Raw genomic sequence first — 17,676 nt, 5'->3', positions numbered from 1 at the left:
TCGGCCTCCCACAGCGATCTCAGAGGCTCCAAAAAGGAGCGACAAGGTCAGCTACAAGGGCGTAGCGTCATTGGCTGCTGGCAGGGTTGTCGACGGTAGCTGTCACCCACCACCCGGCAACCCCCCAGCGGCGATGTGAGGGGAGACGACTATGAAGCGCTGCATCGTCGGGGGGTTGGCCGCCCTCCTGATAGCCGTGGGCCTGATCGCCGCGCCGCCGGCAAGCGCCGGCTGCCTCTACGGCGGACCGTATATCAGCAAGTGCGACGGGCCCATTCAGCCCGACGGCACGTGGCAACGCTGCGTGGCAGTGGCCCAATACGTTCCTCGCGGCCTCAGTTCGTACCTGACACCGGTCAAGAACTGCGATCTGATGGGTCCCTACGGGCACCCCGCGGATTTCACCTTCTCCGACCCCCTGACACACATCGACTGACTCGAGAACGGCTATCGCGGCGGTCATGTTCTGGCATGCTGGGTGCCATGACTGAGCCCCAGTTCGGTGGCACCGAGGGATCCCCGCCCCCACATCAATCCCAATATCAGCCGCCGCCTCCGGGCTATGCGCCGCAGCCGCCCGGATATCCGCCGCCCGGACAATACGGGCAATATCCGCAGCCCTACATGGATCCGTCGGCGCCCTACGGCCGCCACCCGATTACCGGTGAGCCGCTGTCGGACAAATCGAAGATCGTCGCGGGTCTGCTGCAACTGATCGGGCTGTTCGGTCTTGTCGGCATCGGGCGCATCTACCTGGGCTACACCGGCCTCGGCGTCGCTCAGCTCGTCGTCGGGCTGGTCACCTGCGGACTCGGCGCGGTGGTGTGGGGCATCATCGACGCCGTTCTCATCTTCACCGACAAAGTGCGCGACCCCGAGGGACGTCCCCTTCGTGAGGGCACCTAGCGCCGTCGGCAGCAAGCAACGTTTGTCCGGCGCACTCGGCGCCGGCGCACTGCTTTGCGGCGGCCTGGCCTACGTCGGGCTCGTCGACCCTCACCGGCCCGGTTCCGTCTTCCCCGCCTGCCCGTTCAAAATTCTGACCGGCCTCAACTGCCCGGCGTGCGGCGGTCTGCGGATGGTGCACGATGTGCTACACGGTGATCTCGCCGCCGCGGCCGTCGACAATGTCTTTTTGCTTGTCGGCCTGCCCGCGCTGCTGGCGTGGGTGCTGGTGCGGTGGCGGGCCGGTCGGCCGATTTTCACCATGCCCGTGGCCGGCGTCATCGTCGTGCTCGCCCTGACCTGGACCGTGGGACGCAATCTACCGGGATTCCCGCTGGTCCCGACGGTTCTCGACGGGTAGCTGCGCCAGCGCGCTGATACAATTTCCTTTTGCGGGCCGCTGCAGTCCCGGACGAAGAATTTCCCAGACTGCGGAGGTCAATCCCAGTGTTGTTCTCGGCATTGCCGCCTGCCCAAGGCCTCTATGACCCGCTGCGCGAGTCCGACTCGTGCGGTGTCGCGATGATCACCGACATTCAGGGCAGACGGTCGCACGCCATCGTCGCCGACGGACTCGTCGCCCTCGAACATCTAGATCATCGCGGCGCCGCTGGTGCCGAAACGAACAGTGGTGACGGCGCAGGCATCCTCATCCAGCTGCCGACCGAACTCTTCCGCGAGGTCGTCGACTTCGAATTGCCAGCCCCGACTGACGAGGGCTGCAATGCCTTCGCGGCCGGAATCTGCTTCCTGCCGCAGGATTCCGCCGAGCGGACGGCAGCTCGCCAGCGGATCGAGGCCATCGCCGCCGAGGAAGGGCTGGAGGTTCTCGGCTGGCGCGACCTGCCCGTTGACCCCGAGGGCGCCGACCTGGGTGCCGCCGCGCTGGGCTGCATGCCGTATATGGCGCAGATCTTCCTGGCCACATCTGACCGCGCCGGTGGCATCGATCTGGACCGCCGGGTATACCCGGTCCGCAAGAGGGCCTCGACGGGCAACGTCTACTTTCCGTCGCTGTCGAGCCGGACCATCGCCTACAAAGGCATGCTGACGACAGCTCAACTCCCGCAGTACTTTCCAGACCTCCGCGACGAACGATGTATGAGCGCGATCGCGATCGTGCACAGCCGGTTCTCCACCAACACATTCCCGTCCTGGCCGTTGGCGCATCCATTTCGCTTTGTCGCTCACAACGGCGAGATCAATACCGTGCGCGGCAACCGCAACCGCATGCACGCCCGCGAGGCGATGCTCGCCAGCAGCGTCATCCCCGGCGATCTCGCGCGACTGTCGCCGATCTGCACACCGGACGCTTCCGATTCGGCGTCGTTCGACCAGGTTCTCGAGCTGCTGCACCTCGGCGGACGTAGCCTTCCGCACGCCGTGCTGATGATGATTCCCGAAGCGTGGGAGAACAACACATCCCTGCCCGCGGCGCAGCGTGACTTCTGGCAGTTCCACGCCTCGCTGATGGAACCGTGGGACGGACCTGCCTGCGTCACATTCACCGACGGCACGGTTGTCGGAGCGGTATTGGACCGCAACGGTTTACGGCCGGGTCGGTGGTGGCGCACCATCGACGACCGCGTCATCCTGGCCAGCGAAGCCGGTGTGCTCGATGTGCCGTCGGCGCAGATCGTGGCGAAGGGCCGGCTCGAGCCCGGCAAGATGTTCCTCGTCGACACCGACGCGGGACGCATCGTCCCCGACGAGGAGATCAAGTCCGAACTGGCGGCCGCACAGCCCTACGGCGAGTGGCTGCACGCCGGGCTTCTCGACCTCAAGACGCTGCCCGACCGTGTGCGGGCACAGTCCCCCCACGAAACGGTCGTCCGGCGTCAGATCGCGTTCGGCTACACCGAAGAGGATCTGCGAACCCTGTTGACGCCGATGGCCGCATCGGGTGCCGAGCCGTTGGGGTCGATGGGTACCGATACCCCGACCGCTGTGCTCTCGCATCGCCCCCGGCTGCTCTACGACTACTTCGTCGAGCTCTTCGCCCAAGTCACCAACCCGCCGCTGGACGCTATCCGCGAGGCTGTCGTCACGTCGATGGCACGCGTCATGGGTCCCGAACAGAACCTGCTCGAACCGTCTGCGGCGTCGTGCCGGCAGATCAAGCTGGCGTGGCCGGTGCTCGACAACGACGAGCTCAACAAGATCGTCCACATCAACGACGACGGCGAACATCCCGGTCTGTGCACAGTGGTGCTGCGCGCGCTCTATGACGTCGAGCGCGGCGGTGGGGGACTGGCCGAGGCCATCGAGGAACTGCGCATCCAGGCCTGTGAGGCGATCGCTAAAGGCGCTCGCACGCTGGTCATCTCCGATCGCGACTCCGACCACACCCGCGCCCCGATCCCGTCGCTGCTTGCGGTGTCGGCCGTGCACCACCAGCTGGTACGCACGAAGAAGCGCACATCTGTCGCCCTGGTCGTGGAAAGCGGTGACGCCCGCGAGGTGCACCACATCGCGATGCTGATCGGGTTCGGTGCGGCCGCGGTCAACCCGTACCTGGCGTTCGAGTCCATTGAGGACCTGGTGTGCGAGGGCGAGCTCACCGGCATCGAAACCGCTGCGGCGGTGCGAAATTACCTCAAGGCGCTCAGCAAGGGCGTGATCAAGGTGATGAGCAAGATGGGCATTTCTACCGTTGCGTCCTACACCGCCGCGCAGGCCTTCGAGGCGATCGGCCTCGACAGGAGCGTGGTCGACGAGTACTTCAGTGGCACACCGAGCCAAATCGGCGGAGTCGGTCTGGACGTGATCGCCGAAGAGGTCAAGCTACGGCACCGCCGAGCGTATCCGGATAACCCGACCGAACGCGTGCACCGCCGGCTCGATGTCGGCGGCGAATACGCCTTCCGGCGGGAGGGCGAGCTTCATCTCTTCACGCCCGAAGTGGTGTTCCTTCTGCAGCATTCCACCAGGACCGGGCGATACGACATCTTCCGGCAGTACTCCGACGAAGTCGACCGGCTGTCCCGCGAGGGTGGCACGCTGCGCGGACTGTTCGAGTTGAAGAAGGGCGTGCGGTCGCCGGTGGCTCTCGATGAGGTCGAACCCGTCGAGTCGATCGTCAAGCGGTTCAACACCGGTGCGATGAGCTACGGATCGATCTCGGCCGAGGCGCACGAGACCATGGCGATCGCCATGAATAACCTTGGCGGGCGGTCGAACTCCGGTGAGGGCGGCGAGGACACCGACCGGCTCTACGATCCGCGCAGGCGCAGCGCCGTCAAACAGGTGGCGTCCGGCCGCTTCGGTGTCACCAGCGACTACCTGGTCAACGCCTCGGACATCCAGATAAAGATGGCCCAAGGCGCCAAACCGGGTGAGGGCGGCCAGCTACCGGGCTACAAGGTCTACCCGAACATCGCCAAGACCCGTCATTCGACACCGGGCGTGGGGCTCATTTCGCCACCGCCGCATCACGACATCTATTCGATCGAAGACCTCGCGCAGCTCATCCACGACCTGAAGAACGCCAACTCCGATGCGCGCATCCACGTCAAGCTGGTCAGCTCGGTGGGTGTGGGCACGGTCGCAGCAGGCGTGTCCAAAGCGCACGCCGACGTGGTGCTGATCTCCGGGTATGACGGCGGCACCGGAGCGGCGCCGCTGACGTCGCTCAAACATGCGGGCGCGCCATGGGAGATCGGACTGGCCGACACGCAGCAGACGCTGATCCTCAATGGGTTGCGCGACCGAATCACCGTGCAATGCGACGGCGGGATGCGCACCGCCCGTGACGTCGTCGTAGCGATGCTGTTAGGAGCCGAGGAGTTCGGTTTCGCCACCGCACCGTTGGTGGTGTCCGGCTGCATCATGATGCGGGTATGCCACCTCGACACCTGCCCGGTCGGGGTCGCCACCCAGAATCCCGAGCTGCGGGCGCGGTTTAACGGCAAGCCGGAATTCGTGGAGAACTACTTCCGGTTCATCGCCGAGGACATCCGGCGCTACCTCGCCGACCTCGGCTTCCGCAGCATCGACGAAGCGGTTGGCCACGTCGAGATGCTCGATACCGCCGACGGCGTGGCCCACTGGAAGGCAAAGGGTCTCGACCTGTCGCCGATCTTCGCCCAGGCGAACAATGCCCACGACCCGGCGCAGACGGTGCGCCGTTGCGTCCGCGAGCAGTACCACGCGTTGGATCAGGCGCTTGATCAGACGCTGATCCAGCTCGCCGAGGGAGCGCTCGAAGACGCCCACCCGGTGCGGCTGGAGCTGCCGGTGCGCAACGTCAACCGCACGGTCGGGACCATGCTCGGCGCCGAGATCACCCGCCGATACGGGGCAAAGGGCCTGCCCGACGACACCATTCACATAACGCTCAGCGGCTCTGCGGGCCAGTCCATCGGCGCATTTCTGCCGCCGGGGGTCACCCTCGATCTGATCGGCGACGCCAACGACTATGTCGGCAAGGGACTTTCGGGCGGCCGCGTGATCGTCCGGCCCCCCGACGACGTGTTGTTCCTTCCGGAAGACCACGTGATCGCCGGCAACACGCTGGTGTTCGGCGCCACGTCCGGCGAGGTGTTCCTCCGTGGCCGGGTGGGGGAGCGCTTCTGTGCCCGCAACTCCGGCGCACTGGCCGTCACCGAAGGTGTCGGTGACCACGCCTGCGAATACATGACCGGCGGCCGCGTCGTGGTTCTCGGGCCGACCGGGCGCAACATGGCCGCGGGAATGTCCGGCGGTATCGCGTTCGTGCTCGGACTGGACCCTGCGATGGTCAACACCGAGATGGTCGAGTTGCAGCGGCCGGACCCCGAGGACTTCACCTGGCTACGCGACGTGATCGCCCGTCACGCCCGGCTCACCGGAAGCACCGTTGCGGCCTCGGTGCTGTCCGACTGGCCAAGGCGCAGTGCCCAATTCACCAAGATCATGCCCACCGACTATCAGCGCGTGCTGACCGCGACCAGGATGGCCAGGGCCGAGGGACGCGACGTCGACACCGCCATCATGGAGGCAAGCCGTGGCTGACCCGCATGGATTCCTCGAGGTACCCAAGGTCGAAGCCGCTAAGCGGCCCGTCGACGAGCGCGTCGGAGACTGGCGCGAGGTCTACGAACAACAAGACCCGCAGCAGCGGGCCGGCGAAGTGTCCCAACAGGCGCGCCGGTGTATGGATTGCGGAATCCCGTTCTGCCACTCAGGAACTGCCGGCTGCCCGCTGGGAAACCTCATCCCGGAGTGGAACGACCTGGTGCGCCGCGGACGGTGGGAAGCCGCCAGCGACCGGCTGCATGCCACCAACAACTTCCCTGAGTTCACCGGGCGGCTGTGTCCGGCGCCCTGCGAAGCCGCCTGCGTGCTGTCGATAGCCGAGGACAAGACCGGCGGCAGCGTCACGATCAAGCGGATCGAGCAGACCATCGCCGATCACGCGTGGATGGACGGCAACGTCGAGCCGCAGCCCGCCGCCATCTCGACCGGCAAGAGCGTCGCCGTGGTCGGCTCGGGTCCGGCCGGATTGGCCGCCGCCCAACAACTTACCCGCGCCGGGCACAACGTCACGGTCTATGAACGCGATGACCGGTTGGGCGGCCTGATGCGTTACGGCATCCCCGAATACAAGCTGGAGAAGGCGGTCCTCAACCAGCGGCTGGCCCAAATGCGGGCAGAGGGAACCCGTTTCGTCACCGAGTGCGAAGTCGGAATCGACCTTTCGGTCGAGCAGTTGCGTGAGCGGCATGACACCGTGGTGCTCGCGGTCGGAGCGTTGCGCGGTAGGGACAACGACGTCGAAGGACGCCACCTCGACGGAGTCCACCTTGCGATGGAACACCTCGTGCCCGCCAACCGGGAGTGCGAAGGCGATGGCCCGTCACCGCTGTCGGCCAAGGGCAAGCACGTCGTGATCATCGGCGGCGGCGACACCGGCGCCGACTGCCTCGGCACCGCCCACCGCCAGGGCGCCGCGTCGGTGACCCAGCTCGACTACAACCCGGAGCCGCCGCAGTACCGAGACGATTCGCTGTCGCCGTGGCCGACGTGGCCGCTGGTGCTGCGCATGTCACCTGCACATGCCGAGGGCGGTGCCCGCCGTTACGAGGTCGCGGTGCAGCGGTTCATCGGAGACGACACCGGTCACGTCCGGGCGATGGAGATCGCCGAGGTGCGGGTCACCCGCGAGGCATCCGGCCGCAGGCACATCACGCCGGTGGGCGAATCGATGCAGATTCCCTGCGACCTCGCATTGCTGGCCATCGGGTTCGACGGCGTCGAGCACATGGCGCTGCTCGATGGGCTCGGGCTCGAGCTGAACGGTCGCGGAGCGCTGTCGTGCGGTTCGGACTGGCAGACCACCGCGCCGGGTGTGTTTGTCTGTGGTGACGCCCGTCGCGGCGCGTCGCTGATCGTCTGGGCGATCGCCGAAGGGCGAAGCGCGGCCCACGCCGTCGATGCCTATCTGATGGGCGAATCAGATCTGCCGGCGCCGGTGCTGCCGGGTGCGCTGCCACTCGCGGTCGCATGACAGGTCATCGATTCCGACTATGCTCAGAAATCGTGACTAGACGCGGAAAGATCGTCTGCACTCTCGGCCCGGCGACCAGCGAAGACCACGTGGTCCGGGCTCTGGTCGAGGCCGGAATGGATGTCGCTCGGCTGAACTTCAGCCACGGTGAATACTCCGACCACGAGGCGCATTACAAGCGGGTACGTGCCGCCTCCGATGCGACGGGCCGCGCTGTCGGAATCCTGGCCGATCTGCAAGGGCCGAAGATCCGGCTCGGTCGATTCGCCGGCGGGCCGACCTACTGGGCCAACGGCGAAACCGTGCGCATCACCGTCGACGACTGCGAGGGCAACCACGACCGCGTCTCCACGACGTACAAGCAACTTGCGCAAGACGCTGCTCCCGGCGACCGGTTGCTAGTTGACGACGGCAATGTCGGCCTGACCGTCGACCACATCGACGGCAACGATGTCGTCTGCACGGTCACCGAAGGCGGACCGGTCAGCAACAACAAAGGGCTGTCGATGCCCGGCATGAACGTCTCGGTGCCCGCGCTGTCAGAGAAGGACATCGAAGATCTCGAGTTCGCGCTCCGGCTCGGAGTCGACCTCGTGGCGTTGTCGTTCGTCCGGTCACCCGCCGACGTCGAGCTGGTGCACGAGGTGATGGACCGTGTCGGACGTCGTGTACCGGTCATCGCCAAGCTGGAGAAGCCGGAAGCCGTCGACAATCTCGAGGCCATCGTGCTGGCGTTCGACGCGATCATGGTGGCGCGCGGCGACCTCGGTGTTGAACTGCCGTTGGAGGAAGTGCCTCTGGTTCAGAAGCGTGCCATCCAAATGGCAAGGGAGAACGCCAAACCCGTCATCGTTGCCACGCAGATGCTGGAGTCGATGATCGAGCATTCCCGGCCGACGCGTGCCGAGGCTTCCGACGTCGCCAACGCGGTTCTCGACGGCGCGGATGCGGTGATGCTCTCCGGTGAGACGTCCGTCGGCAAGTATCCGCTCGAGGCCGTCAAGACCATGGCCCGCATCATCAGCGCGGTAGAAGAGAACTCGGTGGTGGTGCCGCCGCTGACCCACGTGCCCAGAACCAAGCGCGGCGTGATCTCGTATGCCGCGCGCGATATCGGCGAGCGGCTGGACGCCAAGGCACTGGTCGCCTATACGCAGTCCGGCGACACGGTGCGCCGGCTGGCGCGGCTGCATACACCGCTGCCCCTGCTGGCCTTCACGTCGCTGCCGGAGGTGCGCAGCCAGCTGGCATTGAGTTGGGGCACCGAGACGTTCATCGTGCCGCACATCCAGACCACCGACGGGATGATCCGCCAGGTCGACAAGTCCCTGCTCGAGCTCGGCCGCTACAAGCGGGGCGACCTGGTTGTCGTCATCGCTGGCGCTCCGCCCGGCACAGTAGGCTCGACCAACCTGATCCATGTACACCGGATCGGGGAGGACGACGTCTAGGGCGATCATCGCCGAGGTAAGGGGAATTGTGCTGCCGAGCGATTTCGAGGAGTTGCTGGCGGTACTGCACCTCAACCGCATCGATGAGGCCACGTTCATGGGGTCGCACCCCAGCAAGAACCCGCCCCGCACGTTCGGCGGCCAGATGATGGCGCAGGCTTTCGTAGCCGCCAGCCGTACTCTCGACCGTCACCTGCCCCCAGGGGCGATCTCCGCGCATTTCATCGCCGGCGGCGATCCCGCCAAGGATCTCGAGTTTCAGGTTGTGCGGCTGCGCGACGAACGCCGCTTTGCCAATCGCCGCGTCGATGTCATGCAAGGCGGCGAGCTGCTGACCACGGCGATGGTCTCCTACGTCGACGGCGGGCGCGGGCTCGAGCACGGCATCGAATGCCCGGCTGTGCCAGATCCTTTGTCGCTGCCGAGGATCGACGACCTGCTCGTCGGCTACGAAAAGACGGTGCCGCATTTCGTGGAGGCACTCAGGCCCATCGAGTGGCGCTACACCAACGATCCGGCCTGGGTGATGCGGCACAAGGGGGAGCGGCTCGACTACAACCGGGTGTGGCTCAAGGCCGACGGGCCGATGCCTGAAGACCCGGTGCTGCATTCGGCGGCGTTGGTGTACTCCTCGGACACCACGGTGCTCGACTCCATCATCACCACCCACGGGTTGTCGTGGGGCTACGACCGCATCTTTGCTGCCACCGTGAACCATTCGGTGTGGTTCCATCGTCCGTTCCGGTTCGACGAGTGGGTGCTCTATTCCACGTCTTCGCCGGTGGCGGCCGAATCACGCGGGCTGGGAACTGGGCATTTCTTCGACCAAACCGGCCAGATCGTCGCTACCGTAGTGCAGGAAGGCATAATCAAGTACTTCCCGGGTGGGTAGCGATGAAGGTGGCAACTGGTCTTCGGGTCCGCGAGCGGGTGGTCGTCCACGTCGACTCGCCGGCGGCCCGGTGGATCAGCGCGCTGGCGGTGCTGAGCCTGTCGGCGTGGTTGTTCTTGTTGCACAAGGACTTCGCCTGGTCGCTGACCATTCTGACCGCCGTCGTCCTGATCGCCCGCGGCATCTTCCTTGGCAGGCCCGTCACCGCCGGGCACGCGACGGCGGCGTTGGCGGTGTGTGTTGTCGGCATCGCGGCCGTGTTCCTGGCGTTCGATTTGCTCGGCAACCTACTGCTGGTCGCCTCGGCGGTCGTGCTGATGGCGCCGACGTCGGCGCGTCCCAACCCGGCCGACTTACCGAGGATCTTTGCGTTGGTGGCCGCCACCGCCAATGATCCGCTGGCACCGTTCGCCATGCAGGCGTCTAAGTGTTACCACTTCAGCGCTGACGGCACCGCCGCGGTCGCCTACCGCACCCGACTGGGATTCGCGGTGGTCAGCGGGGATCCGATCGGCAACGAGGACCGATTCCCTGTGCTGGTCGCCGATTTCGCCGCCATGTGCCATACCCGCGGGTGGCGCATCGTGGTGCTCGGATGCAGTCAACGACGGGTGGCCCTCTGGACGGACTCCGTCGTGTTCGGCAGGAAGCTGACCGCCGTGCCCATCGGACGCGACGTCGTCATCGACGTAGCGACGTTCGACATGGTCGGCAGGAAGTACCGCAACCTCCGCCAGGCCGTGCAGCGCACCAAGAACTTCGGTGTCACGACCGAAGTCGTTGACGAACAAGGCCTCAGCGCCGGTCTGCTCGCCGAGCTCACCGACGTGATCCTCACCTCCCCGCGGGGGGCCCGTACCGAGCGAGGTTTCTCGATGTGCCTCGACGGGGCGCTCGAAGGCCGGTATCCCGGTGTCTCGTTGATCGTCGCTCGCGACAAGGTCGGCCGCGTGCAAGGTTTTCACCGCTACGCCACCGCGGGCGGCGGCAGCGAGGTTTCCCTGGACGTGCCGTGGCGGCGACGCGGCGCGCCCAACGGCATCGACGAGCGGCTCACCGTCGACATGATCGCGATAGCCAAAGAGCGAGGCGCGCAACGGCTCTCGCTTGCCTTCGCCGCGTTCCCCGAAATCTTCACCGACAAGAACCGCAACCTGACCCGCAGCCTTGTCTTCACCGCGGTCCACCTGGGCGACCCGCTCATCGCGCTCGAGTCGCTGTACCGCTACCTACGCAAATTCCACACGCTCGGCGACCGGCGCTACGTGATGGCGACACTCACCCAGTTGGTGCCGCTGCTGATCGTGCTTTTGTCGCTCGAGTTCATGCCGCGGCGACGGCATTTGACTAGCGCGTCGGTGCGGCAGGCGTCGTCAACGTGACGCTGAACTGGTTTTCGACGCGGTCCTGGAACTGGTCGGCGCAGCGCTGAACGGCCTCTTGGTCTGAACCCGCCCGCGACAGGCAGTCCATGTAGTCAGAGCCGCCCACCTCGTTGAAGGCCCACACGGACAAGGCGATGACAACCACCGCCTCGATGATGCTGAGGACGCCCAGCACGATGCCCGCGATCGCAATGCCGCCGTTCGTGGCTTCCCCGCGGCGGGCGCGCTGCCAGCCGAGGATGCCGAGGATCACCGCGACGATGCCGAGCACGACGCCGCCGAACACCGAGATCAGCGCGACGATCGCGACGACCAGGGAGGCGAGGCCCAACCCGTTCTTCGGCGCGACCGGCGGCGGGGTGTAGCCCGAATAGGGCTGCGGCGGCGGCGGGGGATAGCTGCCCGGGTAGGCGCCGCCCGGCGGCTGCGGCGGCGGGTATTGCGGATATTGCGGGTAATGGGGCGGCTGCGGCTGCTGCGGTTCGGTCATGGCGTCGGCGAGTCGGCAGGCGCGGACGGTGTGGCGGTGTCAGGGGCCGCGGCAGATGGAGCAGGTGAAGCGGGTCGTCCCGCCTTGGCGGCCTTGCGGATGCCGAACGCCGACACGATCTCGAACACTCCGAGGACGACCAGCCACACGCCCACCACGATGGCCAGGGTGACAATCGACTCGAACGGTGAGGCGATCACCACCACACCCGCGATGAGGCTGATGACGCCGATGAAGATGTTCCACGCCCGACCCGGCAGGGTGGGGTCGCTGACGGCCGCCACCGTCGTCGCTACACCGCGGAAGACGAACCCGACGCCGATCCAGATGGCCAGCAGCAAAATCGCATAGCCCTCACCGAAATGGCGGAACGCGAACACGGCGAGGACCAGCGCCGCGGCTCCGCTGATGAACAGCAGGACCCGCCCGCCCGCGTTCACGTGGAGGCTGAACGCCATGATGACCTGAGCGATGCCGGTCACCAGCAGATACGCCCCAAACACGATGGCAGCGACCAGAATCGACTTGGCCGGCCACGCAAGGACGAAGGCGCCGAGGACAACAGCCAGCAGCCCGGAGAGCAACGCCGACTTCCAGAGGTGTGGCAACAGTGCCGGAGGAGCTTCAGTAGTCATAGTCAAAGTGTTTCACAGCGCATACCGGCATACGAGAGTTTGCAAGCAAACTCGCGGGAAATTGGGCCTGCCAGCACAATAGGCCGAAGCGCGGCGCAATGGGGCCCCCGCCATTAATCTTCCCTACGTTAAACACCCAACGGAAAGTCGAGGCAACCGTGCTAGGTGGATGGGAAATCTGTCGGGGGAAGTTGTGGCGCGCAGCGACGGTGTTTACGGTCGCCGGCGTCCTTGCGGTGTCGGGATGTTCGAGCAAGCACGAAGAGCACCATGACACAACCCCCGCGGCCCCGTCTGCCGAAAAGGTCGACACGATTGCCAACACCGTTCCCGAAGCGATCAAGTCGTCGGGCAAATTGATTGTCGGCGTCAACATCCCGTACAAGCCGAACGAGTTCAAGGACCCCAGCGGCAAGTTGGTCGGTTTCGACGTCGACCTGATGAACGCGATCGCCGCGACGCTCGGTCTGGAGGCGGAGTACCGCGAAGCCGACTTCGCCAAGATCATCCCGTCCATTCAGGGCGACACCTTCAACGTCGGAATGTCGTCGTTCACCGACACCAAGGAGCGCGAGCAGGCGGTCGACTTCGTCACGTACTTCTCGGCGGGCATCCTGTGGGCGCAAAGGCCTGGTGAACCGATTGATCCGAACAACGCCTGCGGCAAGAAGGTGGCGGTGCAGGCCACGACGACCGAGGACACCGAGGAACTGCCCGCCAAGAGCAAGGCGTGCACGGATGCGGGTAAGCCGCCTATCGACATCGTGAAGTTCGACTCACAGGATGCGGCGACCAACGCCGTGGTGGTCGGCCAGGTTGACGCGATGTCGGCCGACTCCCCAGTAACTGCGTATGCGATCAAGGGGACGAACGGAAAGCTGGAAGCCGCAGGCGAAATCTTCGGCTCCGCACCATATGGCTGGCCAGTGAAGAAGGGCTCGCCGTTGGGGCAGTCGCTCAAACAGGCGCTCGAGCACCTGATCCAGAACGGCACCTACAAGACCATCGCCACCAACTGGGGTGTCGAAACCGGGATGATCGACAAGCCGGTCATCAATGGCGCGATCAATTAGGCAGCCACCATGACTGATGTCGACGCGCCGTCGGCCACCGCGATCGACGCTGTCCCACTGCGCCATCCGTGGCGATGGGTGACGGCCGTCGTCATCGTCATCCTTGTTGCGCTGTTCGTCTACGGAGCCGCGACCAACCCGCTCTATCGCTGGTCGGTGTTCGCCGAATACTTCTTCAATGAGCGGATCCTCACCGGTGTCGGAATCACCCTACTGCTCACGGTCACCTCGATGGTGCTGGCCATTGTGCTGGGCGTGCTCCTCGCGGTGATGAGGCTGTCGCCGAACCCTGTCTTCACGTCGGTGTCCTGGGTCTACCTGTGGATCTTTCGCGGCACGCCCATCTATGTGCAATTGGCGTTCTGGGGACTGATTCCCACGATCTACCGCAACATTCACCTCGGTGTCCCGTTTGGCCCGAGGCTGCTGGAGATCCATCTCACCGACCCGAACTACTTCATCCTGGCCATGCTCGGTCTTGCTCTCAACGAGGCCGCATATATGGCCGAAATCATCCGTGCCGGAATCAATTCCGTGCCCGAGGGCCAATCCGAGGCATCCGTCGCGTTGGGCATGTCGTGGCGGATGACGATGCGCCGCACCGTTCTTCCGCAGGCGATGCGTGTCATCATCCCCCCGACCGGCAACGAGGTCATCAGCATGCTGAAGACCACATCGCTGGTGACCGCGGTGCCCTACAGCTACGACCTGTACAGCATCGCGATGCGCGAAATCGCCGCCCGGGAATTCGAACCCGTGCCGCTGGCGTTGGTCGCCGCCGCCTGGTACCTCGTCATCACCAGTGTCCTGATGGTGGGGCAGTACTACCTGGAGCGCTACTACTCGCGCGGCGCCAGCCGGAAACTGACCTCCAGACAGCTTGAGGCGCTGGCGAAGGCGCAGATGGAAAACCCAAGCCTATGACCCCCATGGTGGCCGCACAGGGGGTGTGCAAGAACTTCGGTGCCCTGCAAGTGTTGAAGGGCATCACACTCGAGGTCGGCAAGGGTGAAGTGATGTGCATGGTCGGGCCGTCGGGTTCGGGCAAATCGACGTTCCTGCGCTGCATCAATCATCTGGAACAGGTCAACGCGGGCCGGCTGTATGTCGACGGTGACCTGATCGGCTATCGCGAAGTCGGTGGCAAGCTCCACGAGATCTCACCGCGTGTCGCGGCCAGGCAGCGCCGCGAAATCGGCATGGTGTTCCAACATTTCAACCTGTTCCCGCATCGCACGGCGCTGGAGAACGTGATCGAAGCGCCGGTTCACGTCAAACGCGTCAAGAAGGACGATGCAATTGCACGGGGGAAGGATCTGCTGAACCAGGTGGGGCTGGCGGACAAGGCCGACGCCTATCCCGCGCAGCTGTCGGGCGGACAGCAGCAGCGCGTCGCGATCGCCCGAGCGTTGGCGATGGACCCGAAGCTGATGCTGTTCGACGAGCCCACCTCCGCACTGGACCCCGAACTCGTCGGCGAGGTGCTCTCGGTGATGAAAAAGCTCGCTGAAGAAGGCATGACGATGGTGGTGGTGACGCACGAGATGGGCTTCGCCCGTGAGGTCGCCGACCAGATGGTGTTCATGGACGGCGGCATCGTCGTGGAGAGCGGACCGCCGCGTGAGGTGCTCGGCAGGCCCCAGCACGAACGCACGAAGGCGTTTCTGTCCAAGGTGCTCTAGCGTTGACACGGGCAGTGACACCGGACCCGGCCGCCCCGCTGTGGCGGGCCGCGCAGGTATTCCGGTTGCTCAGTTGCATTTACGCACTCGGCTTTCACATCGCCGTCAGCAGTGACCTCGACCGTCCCGCGATCGGATGGCTGCTGTTCGCGGTCCTCATCGGCTGGAGCATCGGCTGCGCGGTCGGCTATCTGAAAGGGTTCGGCCGCCGAGTGGGTTGGGTGGCGGCCGAACTCGTCGTGGTGGTGGCGCTGATGCTTTCGACCGAATTCGTCGCCTCCGACCAGTGGGCGCTGAACAACCAAACCTGGCCCACCACACTGTGGGCCACCAACGCGACGATCTCGGCGGCCATCCTGCTGGGACCGATCTACGGCATGCTAAGCGGCGTTGTCCTCGTCGCCGCAAGCACCATCGCGAAAGGCGTGTTGAACTACGACCTCGGGCGCAACGCGACAGTGGTCATCGAACTGGCCGTCGGACTCGGAGTCGGGATGGCCGCGCAGACTGCCCGCCGCGCTCACGCCGATCTGGAACATGCCGCGCGGCTGGCGGCCAGAACCGAGGAGCGCGAACGGCTGTCCCGCCAGGTTCACGACGGCGCCATCCAGGTGCTTGCGCTGGTGTCTCGTCGCGGTCGCGAGATCGGCGGTCCGACAGCGGAACTGGCAGAGCTAGCCGGCGAGCAGGAGCGCGCGCTGCGGCGCCTGGTCAGCAGCGCGGACGCCGAGCCACCTGCCGGCGGGCTGACCGATGTCGGTGCCCTGCTGCGACGGCGTGCCTCGGACCGAGTGTCGGTGAGCGTGCCCGCCGAGCCGGTGTTGCTGGCCGCCGCTGTCGCCGAGGAGTTCTGCGCTGCAGCGGGAAATGTTCTCGACAACGTGGCAGCGCACGCGGGCCACGACGCACGCGCCTATGTGTTGTTGGAGGACCTCGGCGACAGTGTCACGGTGAGCATCCGCGACGATGGAGTCGGGATCGCCGACGGCCGGCTCGATGAGGCTGTCGGAGAGGGCAGGTTAGGGATTGCCAAATCAATTGTGGGACGGATGAATTGGCTCGGCGGCAGCGCGAAACTGAACACCGGGCCGGGATGCGGGACGGAATGGGAACTGACGCTACCCCGACGGTGATGGTCGTCGACGACCATCCGATCTGGCGCGACGCCGTCGCGCGCGACCTCGCCGAGGACGGCTTCACGGTGGTGGCCACCGCCGACGGGGTGGCCTCGGCGCGTCGGCGGGCCGCGGTGGTGCAACCCGACGTCGTGGTGATGGACATGCGGCTGCCCGACGGAGACGGAGCCAAGGCCACCGCCGAGGTACTGACGGTGTCGCCGTCGTCGAAGATCCTGGTGCTCTCTGCATCCGACGAACGCGATGACGTGCTGGAGGCCGTGAAGGCTGGGGCGACAGGCTATCTCGTCAAGAGCGCGTCGAAGACCGAACTCGGTGATGCCGTGCGGGCGACCGCCGAGGGTCGCGCAGTCTTCACCCCCGGGCTGGCCGGGCTCGTGCTGGGGGAGTACCGACGGATCGCGCAGGGACCCGACTCGAAATCCGCGCCGAGTCTGACCGAACGCGAGACGGAAATCCTCCGCTATGTCGCGAAGGGCCTGACGGCCAAGCAGATCGCTGCCCGGCTGTCGTTGAGCCACCGCACGGTGGAAAACCATGTGCAGGCGACGTTCCGCAAGCTTCAGGTCGCCAACCGGGTCGAGGCGGCGCGCTACGCCATTGAGCACGGGCTGGATGAATAACCGCCGGCCCGGCGTATTTGGGTAGTCCTACTCATCCGCGGGTCGCCCCGGCGTTGCGACCATGACGACATGACCGCACCGCATCATGCCGTCGTGTCCCGGCTCTCGGCGGACTTCGCCGCGATGTCGGCACAATTTGCCCGGCTCTCGGCCGACCTGACCGAACTCGACCGTGTACTCGCCGAACCTCTAGCCGCACCGCAGCCCGTATGGCAATCGGTGCCACCTCCCATGCCCGTCCCGCAACACTATGTGCCGCCCGCCGCTTTTTATGCCCCACCACTGCCGCCACCAACGCGATCAGAAGCGGCAAGGTCGGCGCGGTGATGCGGGCGGCGTGCAGCCAGAGCCAGTCCTTGCCAAGCTGAGCCAGCAGGGATACCGCGGAGATGGCGAGCATGAACCCGATCAACAAAATCGTGATCCCGTCGGTGATGATCGGCGCGAGCACGATCAGCGGCACCAGCACGAGCAGACCGAGGTGTTGCGAATCCCAGCGCCGGGCCAGGGTAAGGCCGCCACCGCCGATGAGCGTCGCGATCACCAACCCGGCGGCAGCGGGCACCCAGTCGTAGATCGTGGTGATAGCGATGACGTCCATGTACGCCGCGGCAATGCCGGTCGCGGCGAGGGCTATGGCGCCGACTCGTCCCCCGGGCCGGGTGTTGAGCCGCGTCGCGACACCGACGAGGCCCGCGGCCAGCACAGCGCCCGCACCGACACGGATCTCGGGGCGCAGGATGCCGGCCTGGGCGGCCAGCACCAGCAGCATGACGACGCCTATGAGCGTGACGGCGACGCCTGCGACGGCGAGAACCTTGCCGATCCAATTCGCATCGCGCGGCTCCCGGGGAGCGGGCGGGGGGGGGCCGCGGGG

Annotated in this window: 15 protein-coding genes and 1 pseudogene; 13 read left to right on the top strand and 3 right to left on the bottom strand. The window is 65.8% G+C overall.

Features of this window, described 5'->3' with window-relative positions:
- Positions 1–151 precede the first annotated feature (151 nt).
- The 8 genes from A5651_RS19400 (at position 152) to A5651_RS19365 (ending at position 11,157) form a co-directional block, all read left to right on the top strand.
- On the top strand, positions 152–436 hold the full coding sequence (locus tag A5651_RS19400; RefSeq protein ID WP_066984597.1) for a hypothetical protein: 285 nt from the start codon (positions 152–154) through the stop codon (positions 434–436).
- A gap of 47 nt (positions 437–483) precedes the next feature.
- The gene (locus tag A5651_RS19395; RefSeq protein ID WP_066984746.1) at positions 484–906 is read left to right on the top strand and encodes a TM2 domain-containing protein; all 423 of its coding nucleotides are present in this window, start codon (positions 484–486) and stop codon (positions 904–906) included.
- Complete coding sequence (locus A5651_RS19390) at positions 893–1,306, top strand: DUF2752 domain-containing protein (protein WP_066984594.1); 414 nt, start codon at positions 893–895, stop codon at positions 1,304–1,306. The genes A5651_RS19395 and A5651_RS19390 overlap by 14 nt, the downstream gene beginning before the upstream one ends.
- An 86-nt stretch (positions 1,307–1,392) precedes the next feature.
- Positions 1,393–5,937, top strand: a complete 4,545-nt coding sequence (gltB, locus tag A5651_RS19385; RefSeq protein ID WP_066984591.1) for a glutamate synthase large subunit — start codon at positions 1,393–1,395, stop codon at positions 5,935–5,937.
- Positions 5,930–7,432 (top strand): glutamate synthase subunit beta, encoded by a 1,503-nt coding sequence (locus A5651_RS19380; RefSeq protein ID WP_066984588.1) that lies wholly within the window; start codon positions 5,930–5,932, stop codon positions 7,430–7,432. The genes gltB and A5651_RS19380 overlap by 8 nt, the downstream gene beginning before the upstream one ends.
- Before the next feature lie 32 nt (positions 7,433–7,464).
- Positions 7,465–8,883: a pyruvate kinase gene (gene pyk, locus A5651_RS19375; RefSeq protein ID WP_066984585.1), complete on the top strand. Its 1,419-nt coding sequence runs from the start codon at positions 7,465–7,467 to the stop codon at positions 8,881–8,883.
- A complete protein-coding gene (locus A5651_RS19370; RefSeq protein WP_082943859.1) occupies positions 8,852–9,775 on the top strand; it encodes an acyl-CoA thioesterase II in 924 nt (307 codons plus the stop codon). The genes pyk and A5651_RS19370 overlap by 32 nt, the downstream gene beginning before the upstream one ends.
- Positions 9,776–9,777: 2 nt before the next feature.
- On the top strand, positions 9,778–11,157 hold the full coding sequence (locus A5651_RS19365; RefSeq protein WP_066984579.1) for a bifunctional lysylphosphatidylglycerol flippase/synthetase MprF: 1,380 nt from the start codon (positions 9,778–9,780) through the stop codon (positions 11,155–11,157).
- On the opposite strand, the gene A5651_RS19360 is transcribed toward A5651_RS19365, so the two are convergent.
- Together A5651_RS19360 and A5651_RS19355 are read right to left on the bottom strand one after the other, a co-directional pair.
- Positions 11,123–11,650: a DUF4190 domain-containing protein gene (locus A5651_RS19360; RefSeq protein ID WP_066984576.1), complete on the bottom strand. Its 528-nt coding sequence runs from the start codon at positions 11,648–11,650 to the stop codon at positions 11,123–11,125. The genes A5651_RS19365 and A5651_RS19360 overlap by 35 nt on opposite strands.
- Positions 11,647–12,261, bottom strand: coding sequence for an HdeD family acid-resistance protein (locus A5651_RS19355; RefSeq protein WP_082943863.1), 615 nt, complete (start codon positions 12,259–12,261; stop codon positions 11,647–11,649). Before A5651_RS19355 ends, A5651_RS19360 begins: the two co-directional genes overlap by 4 nt.
- Before the next feature lie 215 nt (positions 12,262–12,476).
- Here A5651_RS19355 and A5651_RS19350 point away from each other — a divergent pair, with 215 nt between their 5' ends.
- The 5 genes from A5651_RS19350 to A5651_RS19330 are packed head-to-tail and all read left to right on the top strand — an operon-like array spanning position 12,477 to position 16,799.
- Positions 12,477–13,358, top strand: coding sequence for an ABC transporter substrate-binding protein (locus A5651_RS19350; protein WP_066984574.1), 882 nt, complete (start codon positions 12,477–12,479; stop codon positions 13,356–13,358).
- 9 nt (positions 13,359–13,367) lie between these two features.
- Positions 13,368–14,282, top strand: coding sequence for an amino acid ABC transporter permease (locus A5651_RS19345; RefSeq protein WP_066984571.1), 915 nt, complete (start codon positions 13,368–13,370; stop codon positions 14,280–14,282).
- Entirely contained in the window at positions 14,279–15,040 is a 762-nt protein-coding gene (locus tag A5651_RS19340) for an amino acid ABC transporter ATP-binding protein (protein WP_066984568.1), read from the top strand. The genes A5651_RS19345 and A5651_RS19340 overlap by 4 nt, the downstream gene beginning before the upstream one ends.
- 2 nt (positions 15,041–15,042) lie before the next feature.
- A complete protein-coding gene (macS, locus tag A5651_RS19335) occupies positions 15,043–16,173 on the top strand; it encodes a MacS family sensor histidine kinase (protein ID WP_231988753.1) in 1,131 nt (376 codons plus the stop codon).
- Positions 16,146–16,799, top strand: a complete 654-nt coding sequence (locus tag A5651_RS19330; protein ID WP_066984565.1) for a response regulator transcription factor — start codon at positions 16,146–16,148, stop codon at positions 16,797–16,799. The genes macS and A5651_RS19330 overlap by 28 nt, the downstream gene beginning before the upstream one ends.
- Positions 16,800–17,082: 283 nt before the next feature.
- Here the strand turns inward: A5651_RS19330 and A5651_RS19325 are convergent.
- Positions 17,083–17,676 (bottom strand): annotated as a pseudogene (locus A5651_RS19325) (DUF2339 domain-containing protein); the annotation flags it as partial.

Origin of the sequence: Mycobacterium sp. 1274761.0, from assembly GCF_001668615.1 — a bacterium.
Taxonomy (GTDB): domain Bacteria; phylum Actinomycetota; class Actinomycetes; order Mycobacteriales; family Mycobacteriaceae; genus Mycobacterium.
Note: the sequence above shows the minus strand (reverse complement) of the source record. Positions and strands in the feature narration are given on the sequence as shown.